The sequence below is a fragment of the Phyllobacterium sp. UNC302MFCol5.2 genome, assembly GCF_000686005.1.
Lineage (GTDB): Bacteria > Pseudomonadota > Alphaproteobacteria > Rhizobiales > Rhizobiaceae > Phyllobacterium > Phyllobacterium pellucidum.
This window is the reverse complement of record NZ_JMLL01000015.1, coordinates 104,994-124,363: the sequence shown is the minus strand read 5'-3', so window position 1 is coordinate 124,363 and position 19,370 is coordinate 104,994. Positions and strand designations below refer to the sequence as shown.

13 protein-coding genes are annotated in these 19,370 nt (G+C 59.0%); 8 read left to right on the top strand and 5 right to left on the bottom strand.

Annotated elements, in window-relative coordinates; translation table 11 throughout:
• The first annotated feature begins 52 nt into the window (after positions 1-52).
• Positions 53-1,075, top strand: coding sequence for a FecR domain-containing protein (locus BR48_RS0119965; RefSeq protein ID WP_027232930.1), 1,023 nt, complete (start codon positions 53-55; stop codon positions 1,073-1,075).
• Between the two features lie 24 nt (positions 1,076-1,099).
• Here the strand turns inward: BR48_RS0119965 and BR48_RS0119960 are convergent, their stop codons facing one another.
• Positions 1,100-3,271, bottom strand: a complete 2,172-nt coding sequence (locus tag BR48_RS0119960) for an adenylate/guanylate cyclase domain-containing protein (RefSeq protein WP_027232929.1) — start codon at positions 3,269-3,271, stop codon at positions 1,100-1,102.
• Between the two features lie 271 nt (positions 3,272-3,542).
• Entirely contained in the window at positions 3,543-4,610 is a 1,068-nt protein-coding gene (locus BR48_RS25085) for a diguanylate cyclase (protein WP_081815962.1), read from the bottom strand.
• 308 nt (positions 4,611-4,918) lie between these two features.
• Here BR48_RS25085 and BR48_RS0119945 point away from each other — a divergent pair, with 308 nt between their 5' ends.
• The gene (locus BR48_RS0119945) at positions 4,919-5,548 is read left to right on the top strand and encodes a hypothetical protein (protein ID WP_027232928.1); all 630 of its coding nucleotides are present in this window, start codon (positions 4,919-4,921) and stop codon (positions 5,546-5,548) included.
• On the opposite strand, the gene BR48_RS25080 is transcribed toward BR48_RS0119945, so the two are convergent.
• Complete coding sequence (locus BR48_RS25080) at positions 5,549-8,068, bottom strand: EAL domain-containing protein (RefSeq protein WP_051615271.1); 2,520 nt, start codon at positions 8,066-8,068, stop codon at positions 5,549-5,551. It abuts the gene before it with no gap.
• 155 nt (positions 8,069-8,223) lie between these two features.
• Between BR48_RS25080 and BR48_RS0119935 the strand changes: the two genes are divergently transcribed.
• Complete coding sequence (locus tag BR48_RS0119935; protein WP_027232927.1) at positions 8,224-8,460, top strand: hypothetical protein; 237 nt, start codon at positions 8,224-8,226, stop codon at positions 8,458-8,460.
• Between the two features lie 5 nt (positions 8,461-8,465).
• Here the strand turns inward: BR48_RS0119935 and BR48_RS0119930 are convergent, their stop codons facing one another.
• The gene (locus BR48_RS0119930) at positions 8,466-9,062 is read right to left on the bottom strand and encodes a membrane protein (RefSeq protein ID WP_027232926.1); all 597 of its coding nucleotides are present in this window, start codon (positions 9,060-9,062) and stop codon (positions 8,466-8,468) included.
• Between the two features lie 188 nt (positions 9,063-9,250).
• Between BR48_RS0119930 and BR48_RS0119925 the strand changes: the two genes are divergently transcribed.
• The 5 genes from BR48_RS0119925 to BR48_RS0119905 all read left to right on the top strand — a co-directional run bounded on the left by BR48_RS0119925 (position 9,251) and on the right by BR48_RS0119905 (position 18,949).
• On the top strand, positions 9,251-11,698 hold the full coding sequence (locus BR48_RS0119925; protein ID WP_197030374.1) for a patatin-like phospholipase family protein: 2,448 nt from the start codon (positions 9,251-9,253) through the stop codon (positions 11,696-11,698).
• 281 nt (positions 11,699-11,979) lie between these two features.
• On the top strand, positions 11,980-13,689 hold the full coding sequence (locus BR48_RS0119920; protein ID WP_027232924.1) for a thiamine pyrophosphate-binding protein: 1,710 nt from the start codon (positions 11,980-11,982) through the stop codon (positions 13,687-13,689).
• Between the two features lie 52 nt (positions 13,690-13,741).
• Complete coding sequence (locus BR48_RS25585; RefSeq protein ID WP_027232923.1) at positions 13,742-16,594, top strand: peroxidase family protein; 2,853 nt, start codon at positions 13,742-13,744, stop codon at positions 16,592-16,594.
• Complete coding sequence (locus tag BR48_RS25070) at positions 16,591-17,988, top strand: hypothetical protein (protein WP_036815087.1); 1,398 nt, start codon at positions 16,591-16,593, stop codon at positions 17,986-17,988. The genes BR48_RS25585 and BR48_RS25070 overlap by 4 nt, the downstream gene beginning before the upstream one ends.
• 151 nt (positions 17,989-18,139) lie before the next feature.
• Positions 18,140-18,949: a DUF2189 domain-containing protein gene (locus BR48_RS0119905; RefSeq protein ID WP_027232922.1), complete on the top strand. Its 810-nt coding sequence runs from the start codon at positions 18,140-18,142 to the stop codon at positions 18,947-18,949.
• An 80-nt stretch (positions 18,950-19,029) separates the two neighbouring features.
• On the opposite strand, the gene BR48_RS0119900 is transcribed toward BR48_RS0119905, so the two are convergent.
• On the bottom strand, positions 19,030-19,365 hold the full coding sequence (locus BR48_RS0119900; RefSeq protein WP_027232921.1) for a cytochrome C oxidase subunit IV family protein: 336 nt from the start codon (positions 19,363-19,365) through the stop codon (positions 19,030-19,032).
• Between the last annotated feature and the right edge of the window lie 5 nt (positions 19,366-19,370).

Genomic DNA, 19,370 nt, shown 5'->3' with positions numbered 1-19,370 from the left:
GACTCTTGACGGGGTGACATGGTAACCTTCCGCCTTTGGTGAAGGGGGTGCCATGACGTGGATGCGTGGTGCCGCGATCGTGGCGTTGAGCCTCTCGCTGTTTAGCCCGAGGCCTGTTGTTGCTGCTGAAGCAATTGGCGAAGCGGTCCGGATCAAGACCGAAGTAACCGGCGCGGGCGGGACGTTGGCCGTTACCGATCCCGTACATCGCAACGAGAAGATCAGCACGTCCCCGGACGGCCTCGGCCAGTTCGTGTTCAAGGACGGCACCAAGCTTGCGGTTGGGTGGGGCTCGTCCGTTACCCTCGACAAATTCGTCTTCGACGATTCCGACACCGTCAAGAGGCTCTCCATCAAGGCCGCAAAAGGGACATTCCGCTGGATCAGCGGCAGCTCGAAATCGTCCGCTTATGAGATACTCACGCCCGCCGGCACGATTGGCGTACGCGGCACGGCGTTCGACTTCTATATCGATCGCGATGGCACCACTGCCGTCGTGCTGCTTAGCGGTGCTGTCGGATTTTGCGGCCCGGGTGGATGCCGGCAACTGACGAAGCGCTGCGACTGCGTTGTCGCGAAACCCAATGGCCGTATGACGAACCCCGGCCGCGTCAACCAGAGCATCTTCAAGACGCTGGGCAATAACCGCGCCCTGCCGTTCCTGTCCGGCAATCAGCAACTTTCGACCGGCTTCGGAAGATTTGTAACCGGTTGCGGGCTTTCCAAGGCAGTGTCGGATCCTGCCCAGACCGCACCCGAAAGAAACAGGCCCGAGCGACCGGCGCCGGCGGCTCCCGCTCCACCGGCGCCGACGCCGGTGGCACAGAACGACCCGGACCCGCCGGCACCGCCGAGCCCACCGGCTGCTCCGACGCCGCAGTCGGAACCGCCTGATACGCCAACTGTGCCGGATAAGCCGGACGATCCCGGCAAGCCAGACAAGCCGGATAAGCCTGACAAGGGACATCATCACGGCAAACATGATCGCCATGACCATGATCGCGACGACGATCATCATGACGGCGATCGCAGGGGCCGTGGCGGCTGGGATGGTGGCGGTCGACACCAACGTTAGTCGAACTGTTCTCGCCGGCACCGGCTATCTTGAATGGCCGTTGCCTTTGCGCCTCGGCTCATCGAGATAATGTTGGGATCTGCGTGTTATGCGGCCGTAAAATTCCGGCAGCCCAACGCCCAAATCCGCGGCTTTCGACTTGGCGGCATTGACCATTCTGCGGCTGGTTGTCGACTGCGCGCGCATTGCCTCAATCAGTTGGCGGTGAATGGCCTGCAATTCGGCGAATTTCGCCGACGTCGAGACTTGCTCATTACCGACCACGGCAAAGAGTTTCGTCCGCGTGCTCTTGCCCTTTAGCGCAAGGTCGCCGACCTCCAGCAATGCGTAGTCCGGCAGGAGACGCGCGGTGTTGTTGGACACGAGAATATCGAAGCCCACATCCTTGCACGACGATTCGATACGCGCCGCGACATTGACGGCATCGCCGACCGCCGAATAATTGAACCGTGCCTCGGCCCCCATATTGCCGACGCAGGCGATGCCGGTGTGAATGCCGATGCCGATGCCTACGGGTTGTCCCTCGCCGAATCCAAAGGCGTCGCGGGCGTTGAGCTTAACGAGTGTCTCGCGCATGCCAAGCGCCGCCTGCACTGCCTTGCGGCCATGGTCGGCGACATCGACGGGTGCATTCCAGAACGCCATGATCGAGTCGCCGATGAACTTGTCGAGTGTTCCCTCATTGGCAATGACATGCTGGCTCAAGGCATCGAGAAGCGTATTCAGGAAGCCGACGAGAGCGGTCGGTTCGAGCCGCTCGCTGATTTCGGTGAAATTCCGCACATCTACGAACATGACCGTGAGTTCGCGATCATCGCCGCCAAGCTGCAAGGCATTGCGCGTGTGCTCGATGCGATAAAGCAGTGAGGGCGACAGATAGTGACCGAAGGCCTTGCGAACCTCCCGCCGTTCTCGATCAGTCACCAGAAAGCGGAATGCCGTCGCCCCGAAATGCGTGACCGACCAGCCGACGATCGGGGCGAGAGGGTCAAACAGCAGTCCAGCATAGTAGAAGGCGAGCCACGATGCGGCGAGGCCGAGCGCGGTGATCAGCAAGCCGCAGGCGAGTGCAAAGGCGGGACTGATGAAGGTTGTGACAAGGACAAGGAAGGTACCGCCGACGGCGACGGCAAGGATCTCGAGGCCGTTGGCCCAATCCGGCCGTGACAGGAATTTGCCGGATAGAATCTGTTCGACCGTCTGCGCATGCAGCGAAACGCCCGGAACATTTTGTCCGAGCGCGGTGGCGCGAATATCCTGCAACCCCGCCGCTGATGTTCCAACGAAGACGATACTGCCTTCGATGGCGGAGGCGAGTTCGGGCGAGTTGCCTTCCGCGCCAAGTACGCGCCGAGCCGAGATATAACGTTCGGCTCGGTCTGGGGTAACATAGAGCCACAATTCACCTGCGGCGGTGACGGGCACCGCAAACTCGCCGATCTTCACCTGTGTTATCGTGTCGGGGACATCGGGCGCATCGGCGAGAACATAGGTCGAGGCGCCCTGTGCGACGCGAAGCGCCTCGATAGCAAGGTTGGGGTAAAGCTGCTCGCCGTCGCTCAGAAACAGCGGAACCGTCCGCACGACCGATGTGGAACTGCCGGGATTGAGGCTGATATGGCCAAGGCCGGCGGCGTTTGCCTCAAGTTGCGGTCGCAGCGGCGTCGCCGACTTGATACGGGGTGGGGCGCCGAATGGGCTTTCTCCGGTAAACGCAAATCCCGCCTTCACGGGCGGGCGGTAGCTTCCTTCATTCGACAGTCCAAAGCCCAACACGACCGGCTTTCCCAGAACGGCGTTGGCGAAAATCGCATCATTGTCGGGAAACTTGCCGAGGAGCGCGGGATCGATACCCTTCACATCGCGAACCACGTTGCTCGGAGACAGGCGATCCGGCTCGGCAAAAAGAATATCGAAGGCGATGGCCGAGGCGCCAAGATCGTTCAGTTTGTCGACAAGGGCAGCGATCCGGTCGCGCGGCCAGGGCCATTGTCCGTATTCTAGCAGTGATGCCTCATCGATATCGATCACCTTCACCGGCATGGGCTCGAAGGCGCGCGGCAGGATGCGTTGATATTCATCGAAGGTGACGTCGCGGGCAAGCTTCAGGATGGGTGGATCACCGGCCCGGAGGATGGTGAGCACCGCCACGAAGGCAAGGCCGATAATTACCCCCAATTGCTGCGCGCGTGTCATGACCGCATTTGCCAGCCCTCCCTGGCAGCGCATCGACGGCAATTGCGCTGTCGCCCCTTGCACCGCCAGGAAATGGCATGCTGCCCGTTTCTTTGGCTCTATGCAATCGCTTCAACCCAATGGGATGGGCGCGCTCTTGTCCCGCCGAGCGTTCAACTATGGAGGCGACGGTCAGCGGCTTCGTTGGTATTCGATACCCGATCCCGTGGCTGGCCGAGCACACCCGTGCGCTTCACGGGAACAGCATGCCTTCGACAGCAATGATTGCTGATCACGCGCTGAGATCGTGCGGCGGTTCGAACCGTTGGAATCGGTTGCGGCCAGCAGCCTTTGCTGCGTAGAGCGCGATATCTGCCCGCTTGAACACGTCCGATGGTAAGCCCGCATCGACGAGGGCGATGCCGACCGAGGCACCAAGTCGCAGCGTCCTTCCATCATGCTCGATCGGCTGGCTCAGCGCTTCGACGATAATGCGTGCAAGGTCCTCGGGCGCATCCCTGCCTTGCGATGGCTTTGTAAGAACGGCGAACTCGTCGCCGCCGATACGTGCGACGATCTCGGCGGCGCGGCAAGCATGTGCCAGGCGGTGTGCCACTTCCTTCAGACAATCGTCACCGACCGCGTGCCCGAGCGTGTCATTGACTTTCTTGAAACCGTCGAGATCGATCAGGAGCAACGCACCCGCATCGGTCATCTCGCCATGTTGCTTGCACATCTGCGCAAGTTTCGCCTGGAATTGGGTCCGGTTGGCAAGGCCGGTCATCGGATCGTATTCGGCGAGATAGCGGGTCTGATCGAGGAGCAGCTTTTGCTCGGTGATGTCCTGCTTCATGCCAAAGATGCGCACGGGCTCATTGTCGGAGCATTCCACGGTAGCGGTAATGCGCATCCAGCGGTGATTGCCCTTTGCCGTGACGATTTCGGCTTCCATGGTGAATCCGCTATGCTCTTCGACGGCGCGGCTGCGGCGCCGAATGAGTTCGCGCGCGGATTCCGCAGAATAGAACGACATGATCTCGTTTCGATCGAGCGGCGAGCCCCGTGGCAGATCAAAGATATCGTAGACGACGTCGGTCCAACGCAGCGTTTCATCGGGAAGGCTGCACTCCCAGATGCCGATCCGGGCTGCCGCCGCCGATTGATCGAATATTCTTTGGCTGTGAGCGAGCGCGGCTGCCTGCTGGCGGATGCGCGACTCCATGGCATCAAGCTCTGCCTTTATGCGCGACGCGGTTTCGGCATCATCGCGCCGACCAAGGGACGCGATCATTTCGGCTACCAGATCGGCAAGTTGGCGTGTCTTCGCGCTGGATACACTGCGCGCAGGCGTATTTGACATGTTGAGCTCAATTTGAAACTGCGAGTGCGGCACCTGCAACAGTTGCGTTATAGCGATTAAGACTTTCTATATGAAGACGGCTACAGTCATGGTTGCCTTGCGCTTTGTGATCGCTACGGTAAATGAATTGATCGGCATGGTGAGGATCAAGGAATCTATCAAGGTGTAACGGTGCACCTATGGGTTGAATTTTTCACTCTAAAGTTGAATTGTGTTATTGGGCACCCTTATATTAGAGCTGTTTCAATTGATAAAAACTGTACTGCGATAAACACTGTTCGAAGCTTTTGTGGGGTAGGGGAAACTCATTGACCAAACGCATAGACGCCAAGCTCAAGGTCATTCTATTGGGCGGATCATCCAATGTGGGCAAATCAACCATTGGGGATGTGCTTGCGGGCAAGCTTGGCTGGCGCTGCGTTTCAACCGACAGCCTCGCCAAACATCCAGGCAGGCCATGGCCCAAGCGGAAGGAAAAGGTCCCGAACCACGTTTCGGAACACTACCTCAATTTGCAAGCCGACGAATTACTGGAGTCTGTGATCCTTCATCACAGGCGCATGTCGCCGCTCGTTGCGGAATTTATCTGGTCGATACTCAAGGGCGCCAATGACGAGAGGACCGTGCTCGAAGGCTCCGCTCTCTGGCCGTTTATCACGGCGGGTCACCGCCTGAAGGAAATCGGCGCCGTCTGGCTGACGGCAAGCGCGGAGACGTTGAGGTCGCGCATCCATGAAAGCAGCGGTTACCAGAATGCCGACGAACGAAGCCGCGCGATGATTGCAAGTTTTCTGGAGCGAACCATCCTCTTCGACCAGAAGACCACCGAACTTGTCAGGGAGCATGGCTGCAGGGTGCTCGATACGGATCAGTTCGCAACGACCGACGACATTGTTGGCGAGATCATCAGTCAGTTCCCTTCCCAATCGAAGCGATAACTACGAGTTTGCTTCACGGACGTCGAGATCCTGCAGCAAGTTTCCGAGTGGTTGCGGGCGGTGGAACAGGAAGCCCTGTCCAAAGCCGATGCCGAGCGAGCGCAAGATGCCGACAGCGCCGGTGTCTTCGATATGCTCGGCAACCACATCGACGCCGAGTTCGCGCGCAACGCTGCCGATCGACCGGACGACCGCTTGATTGAGCCGGCTGTTTGAGAGCTTTTCGATGAAGGCACCATCGATCTTGATGCTGTCGACATCGAAGTGGTGCAGGTAGCCGAAGGAACTGAGGCCCGCGCCAAAATCGTCGAGACTGATGCGGCAGCCAGCAGCCCGGGCTTCCTTGACGAAATTTTCGGCCGCCTCGTAATTGTTGACGGCCGTCGTTTCCGTGATCTCGAAGATCAGCCGCGAGGGCGAGACGTTTGTACGTTCCGTGGTCGTCTTGATGAACGACCACAGAGTCGGATCGCTGATCGTGTTGGCTGAAAGGTTGAGCGCGATCGCAACCTTATCGGTGGCCATCAGCCGCTCGCCATATTGCTCCAGCGTGTGTTCGATGATCCAGCGGTCAACGATACCCATCAGGCCGAAGCGCTCCGCCGCCGGGATGAACTCCGCCGGGGCAATCAACGTGCCGTCCGGAGCGCGCATTCGCGACAGGATTTCGATGTAGACCGTATTTTCGGTCGTATCGGAAATCTCCCTGATCTCCTGGCCGTAGATTTCCAGCCGTCCTTCCGCCAGCGCCTCGAGAATGCCCGATGCAGCCTGGACGCTTGCGAGGTTCTCCTTCGCTGCGCCAGTGTTTTCATCGTAAATCGCTGTGCGGTTGCGCCCTTCCGCCTTGGCAGCGTAGCAGGCAGCGTCCGCCCGCGCGACTGCCTCGTTAAGTGTGAGGTTGGGGTCGTCGAGAAATGCGATACCGACACTCGCGCCGATTTCCTGCAGTTTCCCGTCCCATTCGAGGCGCACCTTGCGGATCTCTTCGATCAGGCGCTCGGCTATTGCCTTTGTGTCCTCGGGGTTGGCCGAGGGCAGGACCGCGGCGAACTCATCACCGCCCAGACGGCCGATGACGGCGTCATGCGGGAGAACGCTGTTCATGCTCGCAGTTGCAAGCTTCAGCAGCGCATCGCCAGCCGCGTGGCCGAGGGTGTCGTTCACCATCTTGAAGCGGTCAAGGTCGATGTAGAGCAGCGCGTGTCGCCGGTCGGGGCTGGCAAGTATGGAGGCGGTGGCCACTTCGAATGCACGCCGATTGAGAAGCCCGGTCAAGGTATCGTGGGTCGCCGCGTGCGAGAGTTCACGTTGCAAATTGCGCGCGTTGGTGACGTCCTGAACGACGAGCACCGAGCCGGTGACCGCGCCGGCTGAATTGAAAATCGGCGATGCAAGGTCACGTATCGAGCGGCGTTCGCCATCGCTTCGGACGACGACCGCGTTTTCGACGCGATCGACCGTCGATCTGTTCTCCATCGCTCGCATCGTCGACGACGTCAAAACATGGTCGCTAACTTCGTCAACGAGGCGAAGGGCGCCGCTCACCGGGGCGCCGATCAGTTCGCTGGCAGATCGCAGCAACAGCCGTTCAGCGGCAGGGTTGGCAAAGGTGATGATATCGTCGACATTCGTTGTCAGCACCGCGTCGCCGATCGATTGCAGCGTGACGCGATAAAGGTCCTTCTCGCGCGCCAGTGCCTCGGCGCTGTGGACCTGCTCGGTAATATCCCAGATGCTGCCCATCAGCATCTCCGGCATGCCTTCGCGCTTAACGAGGCGGGCAAGAGCATATACGTGGCGCACCTCGCCGTCGGGCTTGACGATGCGATAGCTCGTCTTCATGGGAATACCGGTCTTGAAGGTCGCCTCGACCGCCTGTTCCGCTATCGCCGCGTCTTCCGGATGCAGGAGACGGTGCCAGGTGGCGCGAGGGACCTCGTCGGTGCCCGACCCGATGCCGAATATTTCGCGCATCCGCCGGTCCCAAAGCACTGTTTCGGTCTCGATGTTGAAATGCCACAGGCCAATCTGGCCCGCGTCCAGCGCCAGTTCAACGCGCTGGTTCAGCAGCGCCAGCTGATGTTCGGCATTCTTCTGGTCGGTAATATCCGTCTGAACGCCTATCATGCGGGTAGGCTTTCCGTCCGCATCCCACTCAACCACGCGGCCGCGATCGAGCACCCAGACCCAATGGCCGTCCTTGTGGCGCAGCCGGAACTCCGTTTCGATCTGCGGAATTTCGCCCGCAATATGCCGCTGTCCACTCTCGATGGCGCGCTGCTTGTCGTCCGGATGAATAAGCGTCAGCCAAAGATCGCCGCTGTCACCAAGTTCGTCCTCCCGGTAGCCGAGCATCCTTTTCCAGGTGGAGGAATAGTAGCACTGGCCGGTGACAAGATTGGAATCCCATACGCCCAGACCCGCCGATTCCAGGGCGAAGCTCCAGCGATTTGCCTCGGCGCTGTCGGCAGACTGATTGGGCCTTGTATGGAGGCGCATGTTGCGTACATCGGTCATGGCGGGAAGCTAGCATGGAAAGCAGGAAAATACAGTTAATGCCACCATACATCCTTTAGTCTATGTGCGATGCACAAAAACCCTTATTGCAATGCAGCAAAATTGGGCTATCGTGACTGTACTGGGAGGAGCAAATCGTTGCTGAGGGTGACAACATGCTCCAAATCGTAATCCTGATCTGCGCGACCAGTCTTTCGCCAGCCGAGTGCCAGACCAACACGGCTCTCGATGTGATCATCGGCCCGCAGGCAAACAATCCCATGATGTGTGGATTGCAGGGCCAGGCCTTCATCGCAAGAACTGCCATCGTCGGGCGGTCCCCGAACGAATATGTAAAGATCCGCTGCTCGCCGCCAAAATCCACGAAGGCGGCTGCTATCGAGCGCCTTTAGGGTTTCTATTGCTGGCCGCAGGCCTGCATCTGCGCGCCATAACTATAGGCCATCTCCGCCGTGCTGCGCGCGACCTTTTGCATGTTTGCATTGGTCTTCCAGTCGCCCCGGGCAAAGGCGTTGTGGCCGAAATAGTAGGCGAGATAGAGGTGATAGGCATCGTTGAGCTCGATGCCGTTCTTCTCGTGGCTTTGACTATGGTACCAGCCGACGAAATTCACGGCATCGGCAAAACTATTCCTGTCGGCCATGAACTTTCCGGTCTCGTTCTTGTACCGTGCCCAGGTGCCGTCGAGGGCCTGGGAATAGCCATAGGCGCTTGACGGCCGTTTCCAGGGAATGAAACCCAGCAGCTTGGTGCGGGGTGGGCGCGAATAGGCGTTATATCCGGATTCCTTGCGGATCGTCGCCATCAGGATCGGAACCGGCACACCATATTCCCGCTCTGTCTTCTTGGCTGCATCGTACCAGTTGTCAAACCAGCCGTCCTTCTGGTCGAAGACGGAGCAGACATCGTTGATGCGGCTCGGCGCGGTCGCGCAACCGGCAAAGATGAGCAACAAGCCAATTGCCGCCGATGGAAAAAGGATGGTTCGCCGCATGCCTGTCCTATACGGCGCAAAGGTTAAGAGTTTTTTGCCATGAGGCCCCAAGCTTCGGCGTAGATGGCCGGGCTGAACAGAACCGCTTCTATTTACATGGGAAACGCTTTAGGATGGCATCCGGGAACTTCGATATCTGCCTGCACATGATGATCTGACATCTTGAATGGAGTCGGAGGCGTGAATTGGTGCTTTCGTTCTTTGATATTTTCCGGAACGAACTCGATGTTGTGAATTACCGCCGACGCACCATCCAGGATGGAGCGGTCGCACGCGCAAGATCGCTTACCCGCCGGGGCAGTACCGACCTGTTTCTTCCCGATGTCGAAGTGCCATTCGCGGAAAATCCGCATTTCCTGACCCCGCGCACCGATGCTGCTCTCGCCGAGAGCGAGGTTCCCGGGCGAGAGACAACCCGGACCGTTCCCGGAAGCAATCTTGTGGGCCTTGCGCTTTCCGGCGGCGGCATACGTTCAGCGTCCTTTTCGCTTGGAGTGCTCCAGGGTCTCGACTCCCTGTCGAAGCACAATGAGCCGCGGGTGATCGATGCCATCGATTACGTTTCTGCTGTATCCGGCGGCGGTTACATCGGCACGTCGCTTGTTGCCGGTTTGATGCAGGAAAATGCAACGTTCCCCTTCGACAGCCGCCTTGATGAACAGGAAGCGCCCGAGACGCAGCATCTGCGCGACTATTCGAACTTTCTCACCGCCAATGGCGGCATCGATTACCTCGTCAGCTTCGCGCTGATTTTGCGCGGGATACTCGTCAATGCCGTCATCGTTCTGCCGGTGCTACTGCTCCTTGCGGCCCTGACCGTTGCGATTTATCCGCGACCCGACCTCTACAAGTCTTTCACATTGACGCTGATACTGGCCGGTCTCACGGCGGTCTTCATGGTGGCAAGCGCCATCTACATTTCCTTCAGGCCAGGCACCCTCCGATCGAGGGAGATCCTCGGGCAGGGCATCGGCTTGCTCGTTGTCCTCGTTCTGGTCGCGGCCGCGTTCCAGGCCCAACCCTATATCCTTGCGGCAATTATGTCGCGCGCTGGTGGTCCTGCGAATATGGATATGACTTGGCTTTCACGGCTGTTTGCGTTGCTGACATCCGTCGCCACGGTGCTCATTGCCGCATCTCAGAAGCTCGCCAATGTGGCGAAGGCGTCAATAGGGGAGGCGACGTGGACTGCCAGTCTCAAAAAATATGCAAGCCGCATTGCCCTCTATGTGGCGGCAATCATCGTCCCGCTTTTGCTTTGGCTGGTTTATATCGGCTTGAGTTACTGGGCGATCCAGAACTATTCCGGCAATCGCTGCGCCGCCGGCACGGCCGACTGGATGCGATGGCTCACTCTGTGCGATTTTAGCTCGCTGGCAATCTATCTCGTGGTCGCGCTGGCTATTGTCGTGGTCACCCTCTTCATCGGGCCCAACGCAAACTCCCTGCACAAGCTCTACCGTGACCGCCTGAGCCGCGCTTTCCTGTTCGAGCGGGCGCAGATGGGCACCCACAATGCGCCAAGCGATGTGGATACCTGGAAGTTCTCATCGTTGAAACCGCGCGCGGAAGCGACGGGAAGTTGGCTGCCGTCGGCCGCCTATGCGCCATATCTTCTGACAAATACAGCGATCAATCTCGAAGCCTCCGAAGACCTCAACAAGCGCGGGCGCAACGGCGATACCTTCATCTTCAGCCCGTTGCATGTCGGCAGCTGGTGGACGGGATATGTCCCGACGACGCGAATGGAAGCCATCGTGCCGGATTTCAGCCTGGCGACGGCAATGGCAGTCTCGGGTGCCGCCGCCTCGGCGAATATGGGCCGAAATACCATCAAAGTCCTGACGTTCAGCCTGTCGCTCCTCAATATCCGCCTTGGATATTGGCTGGCAAATCCGGCGCGGCTCGACGACTTTCATTCCTGGCGCAATCGCTGGAAGGCTAAACTCGGCACCTGGTTCTTTGCCATGGAGACCCTCGGAAAGCTCAACGAGAAGCGCCTCAACGTCTATCTGACCGATGGCGGGCACATCGAGAATCTCGGCATCTATGAACTGCTGCGCCGGCGCTGCAAAGTCATCGTTGCGGTTGATGCTGAAGCGGACCCCAACATGACGTTCTCTGCTCTGGTCAACCTCGAGGTCATGGCGCGTATCGACCTCGGGATCCGCATCGAACTGCCATGGCAGGCACTGCAGTCCAGCGCAACCGGCGTCACGGCGACGGCGCTCTATGGCCGGAACGGACTTCCCGGCAAGCTTGGGCCGCATGCTGTGATCGGTCAGATACGATACGATGACGGCCAGGGCATCCTTATCTATATCAAGGCGTCGCTGAGCGGTGACGAGAACGATTATGTCCTCGACTACAAGCGCCATAACCCGGCCTTTCCACACGAAACGACGGTCGATCAATTTTTCAGCGAGGAGCAATTCGAAGCTTATCGGTCGCTCGGCTTCCACGCCACGCGAGGATTGTTTGCCGGCGCCGATGATTTTGCCAAGCCACGATCGCCTTCGGCCGAATGGGAAGCGGAGGTTTCATCCGCCCTCCAATTGCTCAACATTCCCTACGATATGCGAACTGCGATCCTTGGGCACATTGCCGAACAGCGAAATCGCGAGGGCGAGGGATAGCGCGTCAACGAAGTTGTGCGGCCTCCAAAAATTGGGCTAATCCCTATGGGTGAGAAACGCTTAAGTTTATCCGAAGAGATTGCAAGTCATTCAAAGAATGCTATGATCCGTAAAGGGTTTCCGCTCGATAAAAGACAGCATTTATTGACAGTCGTGTAAGACAAGTTCTGCCGAAAATACGATCTGTAATGTAAAGTCATCACTCTTGGTCGGGGCGCTTGCCTCGCTGGTGAGTATTTGTTGTGCAGGAGGAAGTCCTGCGCAGCCGGAGAGCGCTCGCAATGAGGATCTACGAGGCGTTGGTGAAGGGCCTGGAGAGCGTTGGCGTCGGCGCTGCGTTTGGAGGCGCCGGCGAGAACGCTGCCCAGCTGATGCTGGCGCTCAAACATTCCAAGACGATCCGGCCGGTGATCACGCGCCACGAACAGGCCGCAGCCTTCGCGGCATGCGGCTACGCCATGTATTCGCGCCGCCTTGGCGTCTGTTTTGCCACGGCGGGCCCCGGCGCCTTCAATCTCTTTTCAGGGCTCGCCGTCGCCATGTCGGACTCCTATCCGATCCTTGCGATTTCGGGTTATTCGTCGCTGGAATGGAAAGGCAAGGGCGCTTTGAACGAGACGTCCGGTGTCAGCCGGACACCCGACTCTCATGCGATGTTTGTGGCGACCACCAAGAAGTCGTTTCTCCTTGAGGATGCGGCCAAGGCTTGCGACGTGCTGGAGGAGGCTGTCAACGTCGCCTTTGACGGCCGTCCGGGGCCTGTTCATATCCACGTGCCGGAAAATCTGACCCATAAGGGCGTTTCCGTTGCCAACTATCGCGACGTCGATTTGCAGATCAAGCCGGTTGTGCCCGAGACGGCAAGGGTCGAGACGGTCGCGGAAATTCTGATCGCCGCTTTGGCAAAAGGCGAGAAAGTACTCGCGCTCATCGGTTTCGGCGCAATTTTGAGCGACGCCGGCGAGCCCCTGCTTCGCCTACTCGAACGCTACCAAATCCCGTTCGTGACGACGCTCGACGGGAAAGGGATTATCGACGAGAGCCACCCTTTGGCGATCGGCGTTTTCTGCGACAGCGGTCACAAAGCGGCGCGGGAAGCATTCAAGCAGGCGCAGATCATTCTCGCGATCGGCAACTCCTTTGCCCAGCATGCGACCTTCAATTTCCGCAACGACCTTCTCAAGGGCAAGAAACTCATTCACCTGAATATTGACGGCGGCGAAGTGGACAAGGTCTACAAGGCGGATGCGGCGATTATCGGCGATGCAAAGCTTGCAATAACGGCGCTCTACGACCGCATGTCGGCCGAACTCGAGCCGCAGCCGAAGCGAACCTTCCCCCGCTACGACTATCGATCCGACAAGATTCACGATCTGGTGGGCAAGATTCATCCGGGCCAGCTTGCCCAGGCTCTCTCACGCCGCCTGCCTGACGATGCCATCGTGCTTGCAGATGCGGGCGCGCATCTCACTTGGCTCGGATATTATCTCGAACTCAAGTCGCACCAGCGGTTTCGCAAGCCGGGCGGCTTCGGGCCTATGGCCGGCAGCGTCAATGGCGCGCTCGGCGTCAAATGTGCTCATCCCGACCGCACCGTCATCGTCGGCTGCGGCGACGGCTGCTATCTGCTTTCCGGCTTCGAATTACTGACGGCGGTTCAGTACAACTTGCCGGTGATCTGGATCATCTTCAATGACAACCAGTTCAAATTGATCAAGATTTACCAGTTATCGACCTATGGCGAATCCGGTCTCGTCGAATTCGAAAATCCGGACTACGTCGCCTATGCCAAGGCGTGTGGTGCGCAAGGTTTCCGGGTCGAAACGGTCAGCGAGTTTGAATCGGCCTTGGACAAGGCGCTTGCCCTCAACAAGCCGGTGCTTATCGACGCCCACATTTCACGCATGGAACTGCCGAAATACAGCTCATCGCCCGAAGGAACGCTCGCCGGATTGGTCGAGCGACTGGGAGAGAGGGTTCGTGCGCACTGAAGGCGTGAAAAAGTCGCATATTTTCTGATGTAGCCTGCGTAGGGGAACAAAAATGTCGACGTGGCGTGAGGAATATCAAGGTAGTGCGGAAGCCGAGCGGCTGACGTTCGAGCGTCTGGCCCAGGACATGATGGATGTTCAGGTCAAGGCAAAGAAGCATGGCAAGGCGCCGGCAATCCAGCGTGCGTTTCACAGCAAGGCCGTCTTTTCCGCCATTGACGCGAAACTGACGTTCGTTGACGACCTTCCGGAGGAATTCCGCGCAGGATTTGCGCAGCCCGGGGCGTCATACACGACGATCGTCCGCTTTTCGAACGCCAACGGCTATGGGCAGCCTGACTACAAGCCCGACATGCGTGGCGTTGCCTTGCGCGTGAAGGTGTCGGACGACGAATTCCACGACCTGCTTGCCACCAATTTTCCCGTTTCGCATGCGCGCAATGCCGAGCAGTTCGTGGCGTTCGCCAAAGCAACGTCCGGCGGCATTTTCAGTAAACTCGCCGGCCTTGTGCAACTCGTGGTTAAATTCGGGCCGTCCGAGGTCATCCGCATGCTCCGCAATGTCACGACCGCACGCAAACGCAAGGTCTCGAGCGTCGCGCTTGAGTCCTTTTGGAGCCGCGGTGCCATCCGTTGGGGTGACAAGCTTGCCGTGCGCTTCATCCTGCGCCCCGCTGCCGACGCGCCCGCCGCACCCGAACCTTCCGACAAGGATCCCGGCTACCTTTCAAACGAGTTCGCGCGCCGTCTTGATCGTGACGACGTCCGCTTCGAACTCTGCCTCCAACCCTACGTCGACGTGGCGTCCACGCCGATCGAGGACACGGCGGTCGAATGGCTGGAATCGGTATCTCGCCCGATCAAGGTGGCCGACCTCACGATTTCGAAGCCCAATTCGGGCATCGCCGAGGCGTTCACCAATGCGAGGGTCATCGACGAGCTTTCGTTCAATCCGTGGAACACGACCGATGAATTTCGGCCCTTGGGCAATCTCAACCGTGCCCGTAAATCGGTCTACGATGCAAGCTCGGCACATCGGCATGTCTATCGCTGGCGAACTGAAACGCCGCTCCGCAACCGCGTGCTCGGTGCTATTGCACGACAGGGCTTTCTGGTCATCAATCGCTACATCGAGTGGCATAAACTATCGCTGCGCCTGAGCCTGCTCAACCTTGACGCGTTTCGCTATGTGCTGCGCGAAAAGAACCTGATCGACACGGAAGTCTATGAAGCACCGCCGACAGCCCGTCCGGTCCCGCCGTCCAGCGTCGATGAGACAGTCCGCCAGGCGCGCACTTACGATGGAACGTTCAATGATCTTTCCCAGCCAAAAATGGGATCGATCGGCTCGGCCTTCGGCCGCAATCTGAAGCCGGTCTTTGAGCCGGATCAGTTCGACAATCCAAATCCAGTCGAGGTGGCTCGGGAACTCCTGCACCGCGACACGTTCATTCCCGCGCGCTCGCTGAACATTCTGGCGGCCGCATGGATCCAGTTCCAGGTGCACGACTGGGTCAATCATGCGCGCAACCCGCTCGGCAAGGACGATGTCATTGTGCCATTGCCAAAGGGAATGACCTGGCAGAGCAGCGTCGGCGGTCCGCGCGAAGACGTCATGCGCATCGCCAGCAACGTGGCCGGGCGCGATCCGGTCGACGGTCAGCCACCCATCTATTTCGGCAATGCTGCCTCTCAGTGGTGGGACGGTTCGGAGGTCTATGGCCCGGACAGCAAGTCCGCCAATCTGTTGCGCGAAGGCCCGAAGCTGCGATTGGTGGACGGGCATCTGCCGGTCGACATGCGCGGCATGGAGGTTACCGGCTTTAACGAGAGTTGGTGGCTCGGTCTCAGCGCCCTGCACACGCTGTTTGCGCGCGAACACAATCTCCTCTGCGACGAGCTTCGCTCGCGGTACCGCAATTGGGATGACGAGCGCGTCTATCATACGGCCCGCCTGATCGTCTCGGCCCTGATTGCCAAGATCCACACCGTTGAATGGACGCCGGCGATCCTCGCAACGAAAGCCATAGACGTCGGCCTATCCAGCAATTGGAACGGTCCGCCAGCCAATGACTGGCTGACCAAGCTCGGCATATGGCTGCTCGACGCGCACGCGCTGACCGGCATTCCGAAGACCCTGCCGGATCATCATGGCGCGCCCTACTGCCTGACGGAGGACTTTGTCACCGTTTACCGGCTGCACCCGCTCCTGCCTGACGATTACTGCTTCTACAACCACGCCAATGGCAGCAAGATCGCGGATAAGGGGTTCCTCGACATCCAGGCAGCGGCGGCCGACGATGCGATGCGGGCGTTCGGCCTGCGCAACACGCTTTATTCGTTCGGCATCGCGCATCCTGGTGCGATAACGCTGCACAATTATCCCCGCTCGCTTCTGGCGCTCGAACGCGACAACGAGATCATCGACCTTTCGGTGGTCGACCTCGTGCGCACAAGACGGCGAGGGGTGCCGCGATACAATGATTTCCGTGCCGGCCTGCATCGGCCGCGATTGAGAAGCTTCGAAGAGTTGACGACGAATCCCGCCGACATCGAGCTCCTGAAAAAGTTCTATGGAAGTATCGACCGCGTCGATACGGTCGTCGGTCTCTTTGCCGAACCCGCGCCCACCGGCTTCGGTTTCAGCGATACGGCGTTTCGTATCTTCATACTCATGGCATCACGCCGGCTGCAGAGCGACCGCTTCCTGACCGTCGATTTCAGGCCGGAGGTCTATTCGTCATTCGGCATCGACTGGATCGCCAACAACAACATGACCAGCGTCATCCTGCGGCACTGTCCGGAACTTGCCTCGGTGCTGCCCCGCACCGGCAGCGCCTTTGCGCCGTGGCGCCCTATCCTGCCGAACAGCACAATGCCGTCGATGACGGGAGCGACGCCGTGACCGAGCCGCTCCCCACCAATGCTCCCGCATCCACCGGACACCGGGGGCTCGATGCGCTCCTGAAGCGGCCGCTTTTAGAGACGATCTGGCGCCGGCGTACGCATCGGGTCAGCCAGGGAAGTACGGTGCTGGCGGGTACGATGAGCTACGAGTCGGACAAGCCGCGCGAGCCGCTCTCCGAACTCGAGGAAGCCGTCCTGATCGCCATGACCGGTTGTACCGGCCTGACCATGCCGGACCGGCCCTTCGAGGATCCTGCAACGCGCAAGCCGATCATGGCCAAGCCCAATCTCAACATGGCGGGACGAACGGCGGGAAGCCCGGACAACGCACAAGGAACGCACTTCTTCCTCATCAACGATTCCGGAACCTATTTCCTGCGCAAGCTGCCGCCGCCGGCAGACGGCAACAGGGCATTCAGCACCGAGCTTCTGTTGGAGCGCGCCAATCAGGCTAAAGTCAAAATACTCGATCACCGCCTCGATGTGCCCAACGGCAAGCGCGACTTTCCGGCCTATCTCGATTCCAACCGCTTCCTTTCGAACCTTCCCGGAACGACGGTGCTGCTCCCGGTGGTTGACCTGTCACGGCAGTATATCAACGGGATGATGTACATCCTGACTCAGCCTGATGGAGCGCGCCCGGCGATTGTCGACGACCGCAACTTTTATCGGTCGGCGGGCGTAAAGAAATGGGTCGAGAAGGGCTTTCTCAACAAGGACCTGAAGGTGCCGCTCGGCGCAATTGGTTCGCTGCGCACGCAGATCGAAGCTGACCTTCTGTTGCAGAATATCTTTCTTGTCGCCGATGCGATGGGGCTCGGCGCCTGGATACACGCCTCGATCAGTCCGCCCGTCTTGGTTGGAGACCCGAAGTTCACCAAGGACTACGGGCCCATGCTCGGACTCGATGTGGAAACGCCGAAGTGGCGCATCATGGATCTTCTGCGCTGGCATGTGCCGCTGCCGCGCCACTCCAACCTCAGGAGCAATCCGATCGGCCTGCGCCACAAGGGCGAGCATCTGATCAAGGGCATGTCACCGCCCTACTACGACTCCATGGCGAGCGCCGTTCAGGAGGTTGTACGCGAAAAATTTGGCGAGAAGGGCGGTTTCTACACAGACAAGGCCCTTTTCGCGCAGATTTACAAAGGCGACTACGGCAATCGGTACCTTTCCGAAGCTGCTGTCTACAGTTCGGATGTGATTGAGTGCGTCCAGGATATCTGCACCTATATCTATGATACCCATGGCAGGTTCCCGGCCCATTGCGATGCGATCCATGTTCCCGGCGTCTGGCTGCAGGTGCATCACGTCGATATCGAATACTATGAACGGTTCTTCCAGAACGGCCTGACCGAAGCACACCATAATCACCATCGGGATTGGCCATAGGACGGGCTTTCTACCAGCGGTTGCCGATAGATCTGGCAAATGCATGCCGATCAGGTTATGTTTTGCTTGTGCAGGTTTAGGTCCCTTGGCCCCGCCTTTGCACGGTGCCCCCGGTACCTTTCCCGCTCGAACGAGATTGGGAGAATTGTTCATGGCACAATTTCACGTGATAGCTGGTGCGAATGAAACGAACGTCTATCCAGAGGTTCGTCGAATTGGTGTGGCCGATGTTTTTGCCGCGCTGCGCGAGGGGCTCGATGATTTCTGGGACAAGCCCTCGCACTATGTCTTTCTCTGCCTGATATATCCGATAGCCGGTCTGGTCCTGATACGGTGGACATCCGGAGCCAACATGCTGCCGCTGCTCTTCCCGCTGATGTCGGGCTTTGCACTGGTCGGGCCGTTCGCGGCGCTGGGCCTTTATGAGATCAGCAGGCGCAGGGAACTCAATCTCGACACGTCCTGGAGCCATGCCTTCGAGGTACGCCACTCGCCGGCAATCCCATCCATCATCGCGGTCGGCGTCATGCTTCTCGTTCTGTTCGTCGCCTGGATACTGGTGGCCCAGACGCTTTATACGAACCTCTTCGGTGACCAGGTCCCAGCATCGATCGGCACATTCATGAGCCAGGTGTTCGAGACCCCGGAGGGCCTGAGGATGATCCTGCTCGGCAACGCCATCGGCTTCGTCTTCGCCGTCGTCGTTCTCTGCACGACAGTTATTGCTTTTCCGTTGCTCCTTGATCGCGACGTCGGCGCGTTTGCGGCCGTCGTCACCTCAGTGAAGGCAACGCTTGCCAATCCCGTACCGATCGCGCTCTGGGGCTTGATCGTTGCCGCGCTCCTTCTCGTCGGCTTCCTGACTTTGTTCGTCGGCTTGGCCGTGTTCATCCCGGTGCTCGGCCACGCGACCTGGCATCTCTACAAGAAGATTGTCGTGCCTGCTCCGACTGCAGCGTAACGACGATCAATTCATTTGGGCACAATGGAAACGGCGCCAGATGGCGCCGTTTCCCGTTAAGCGACGCGCGAGAGCACTAATCACGGACCGGCGCCGAAGAAATTGACCCGTGTCAGCAGTGTATAGTGCGACTCCGAGACCATCATCGCGACGAAGACCAGGACCAGGACGGGCGGTACGATGATGGCGTAGATGAGCGCCAGTCTCTCCCAGGCCATATGCATGAAGACAGCAACGATAAGCCCCGCCTTCAGCACCATAAAGATGAGGATCAGGCCCCACCGCAAATATCCGTGCAGGCCGAAATAATCGACGAGATAGGAACAGACGCTGAGGACGAAGAGCAGCCCCCAGACAAGCAGATAGAGCTTGATCGGATGTTCCTGATGTTCGGCATGTGCTGCAGTCTGTGCCATGTGAC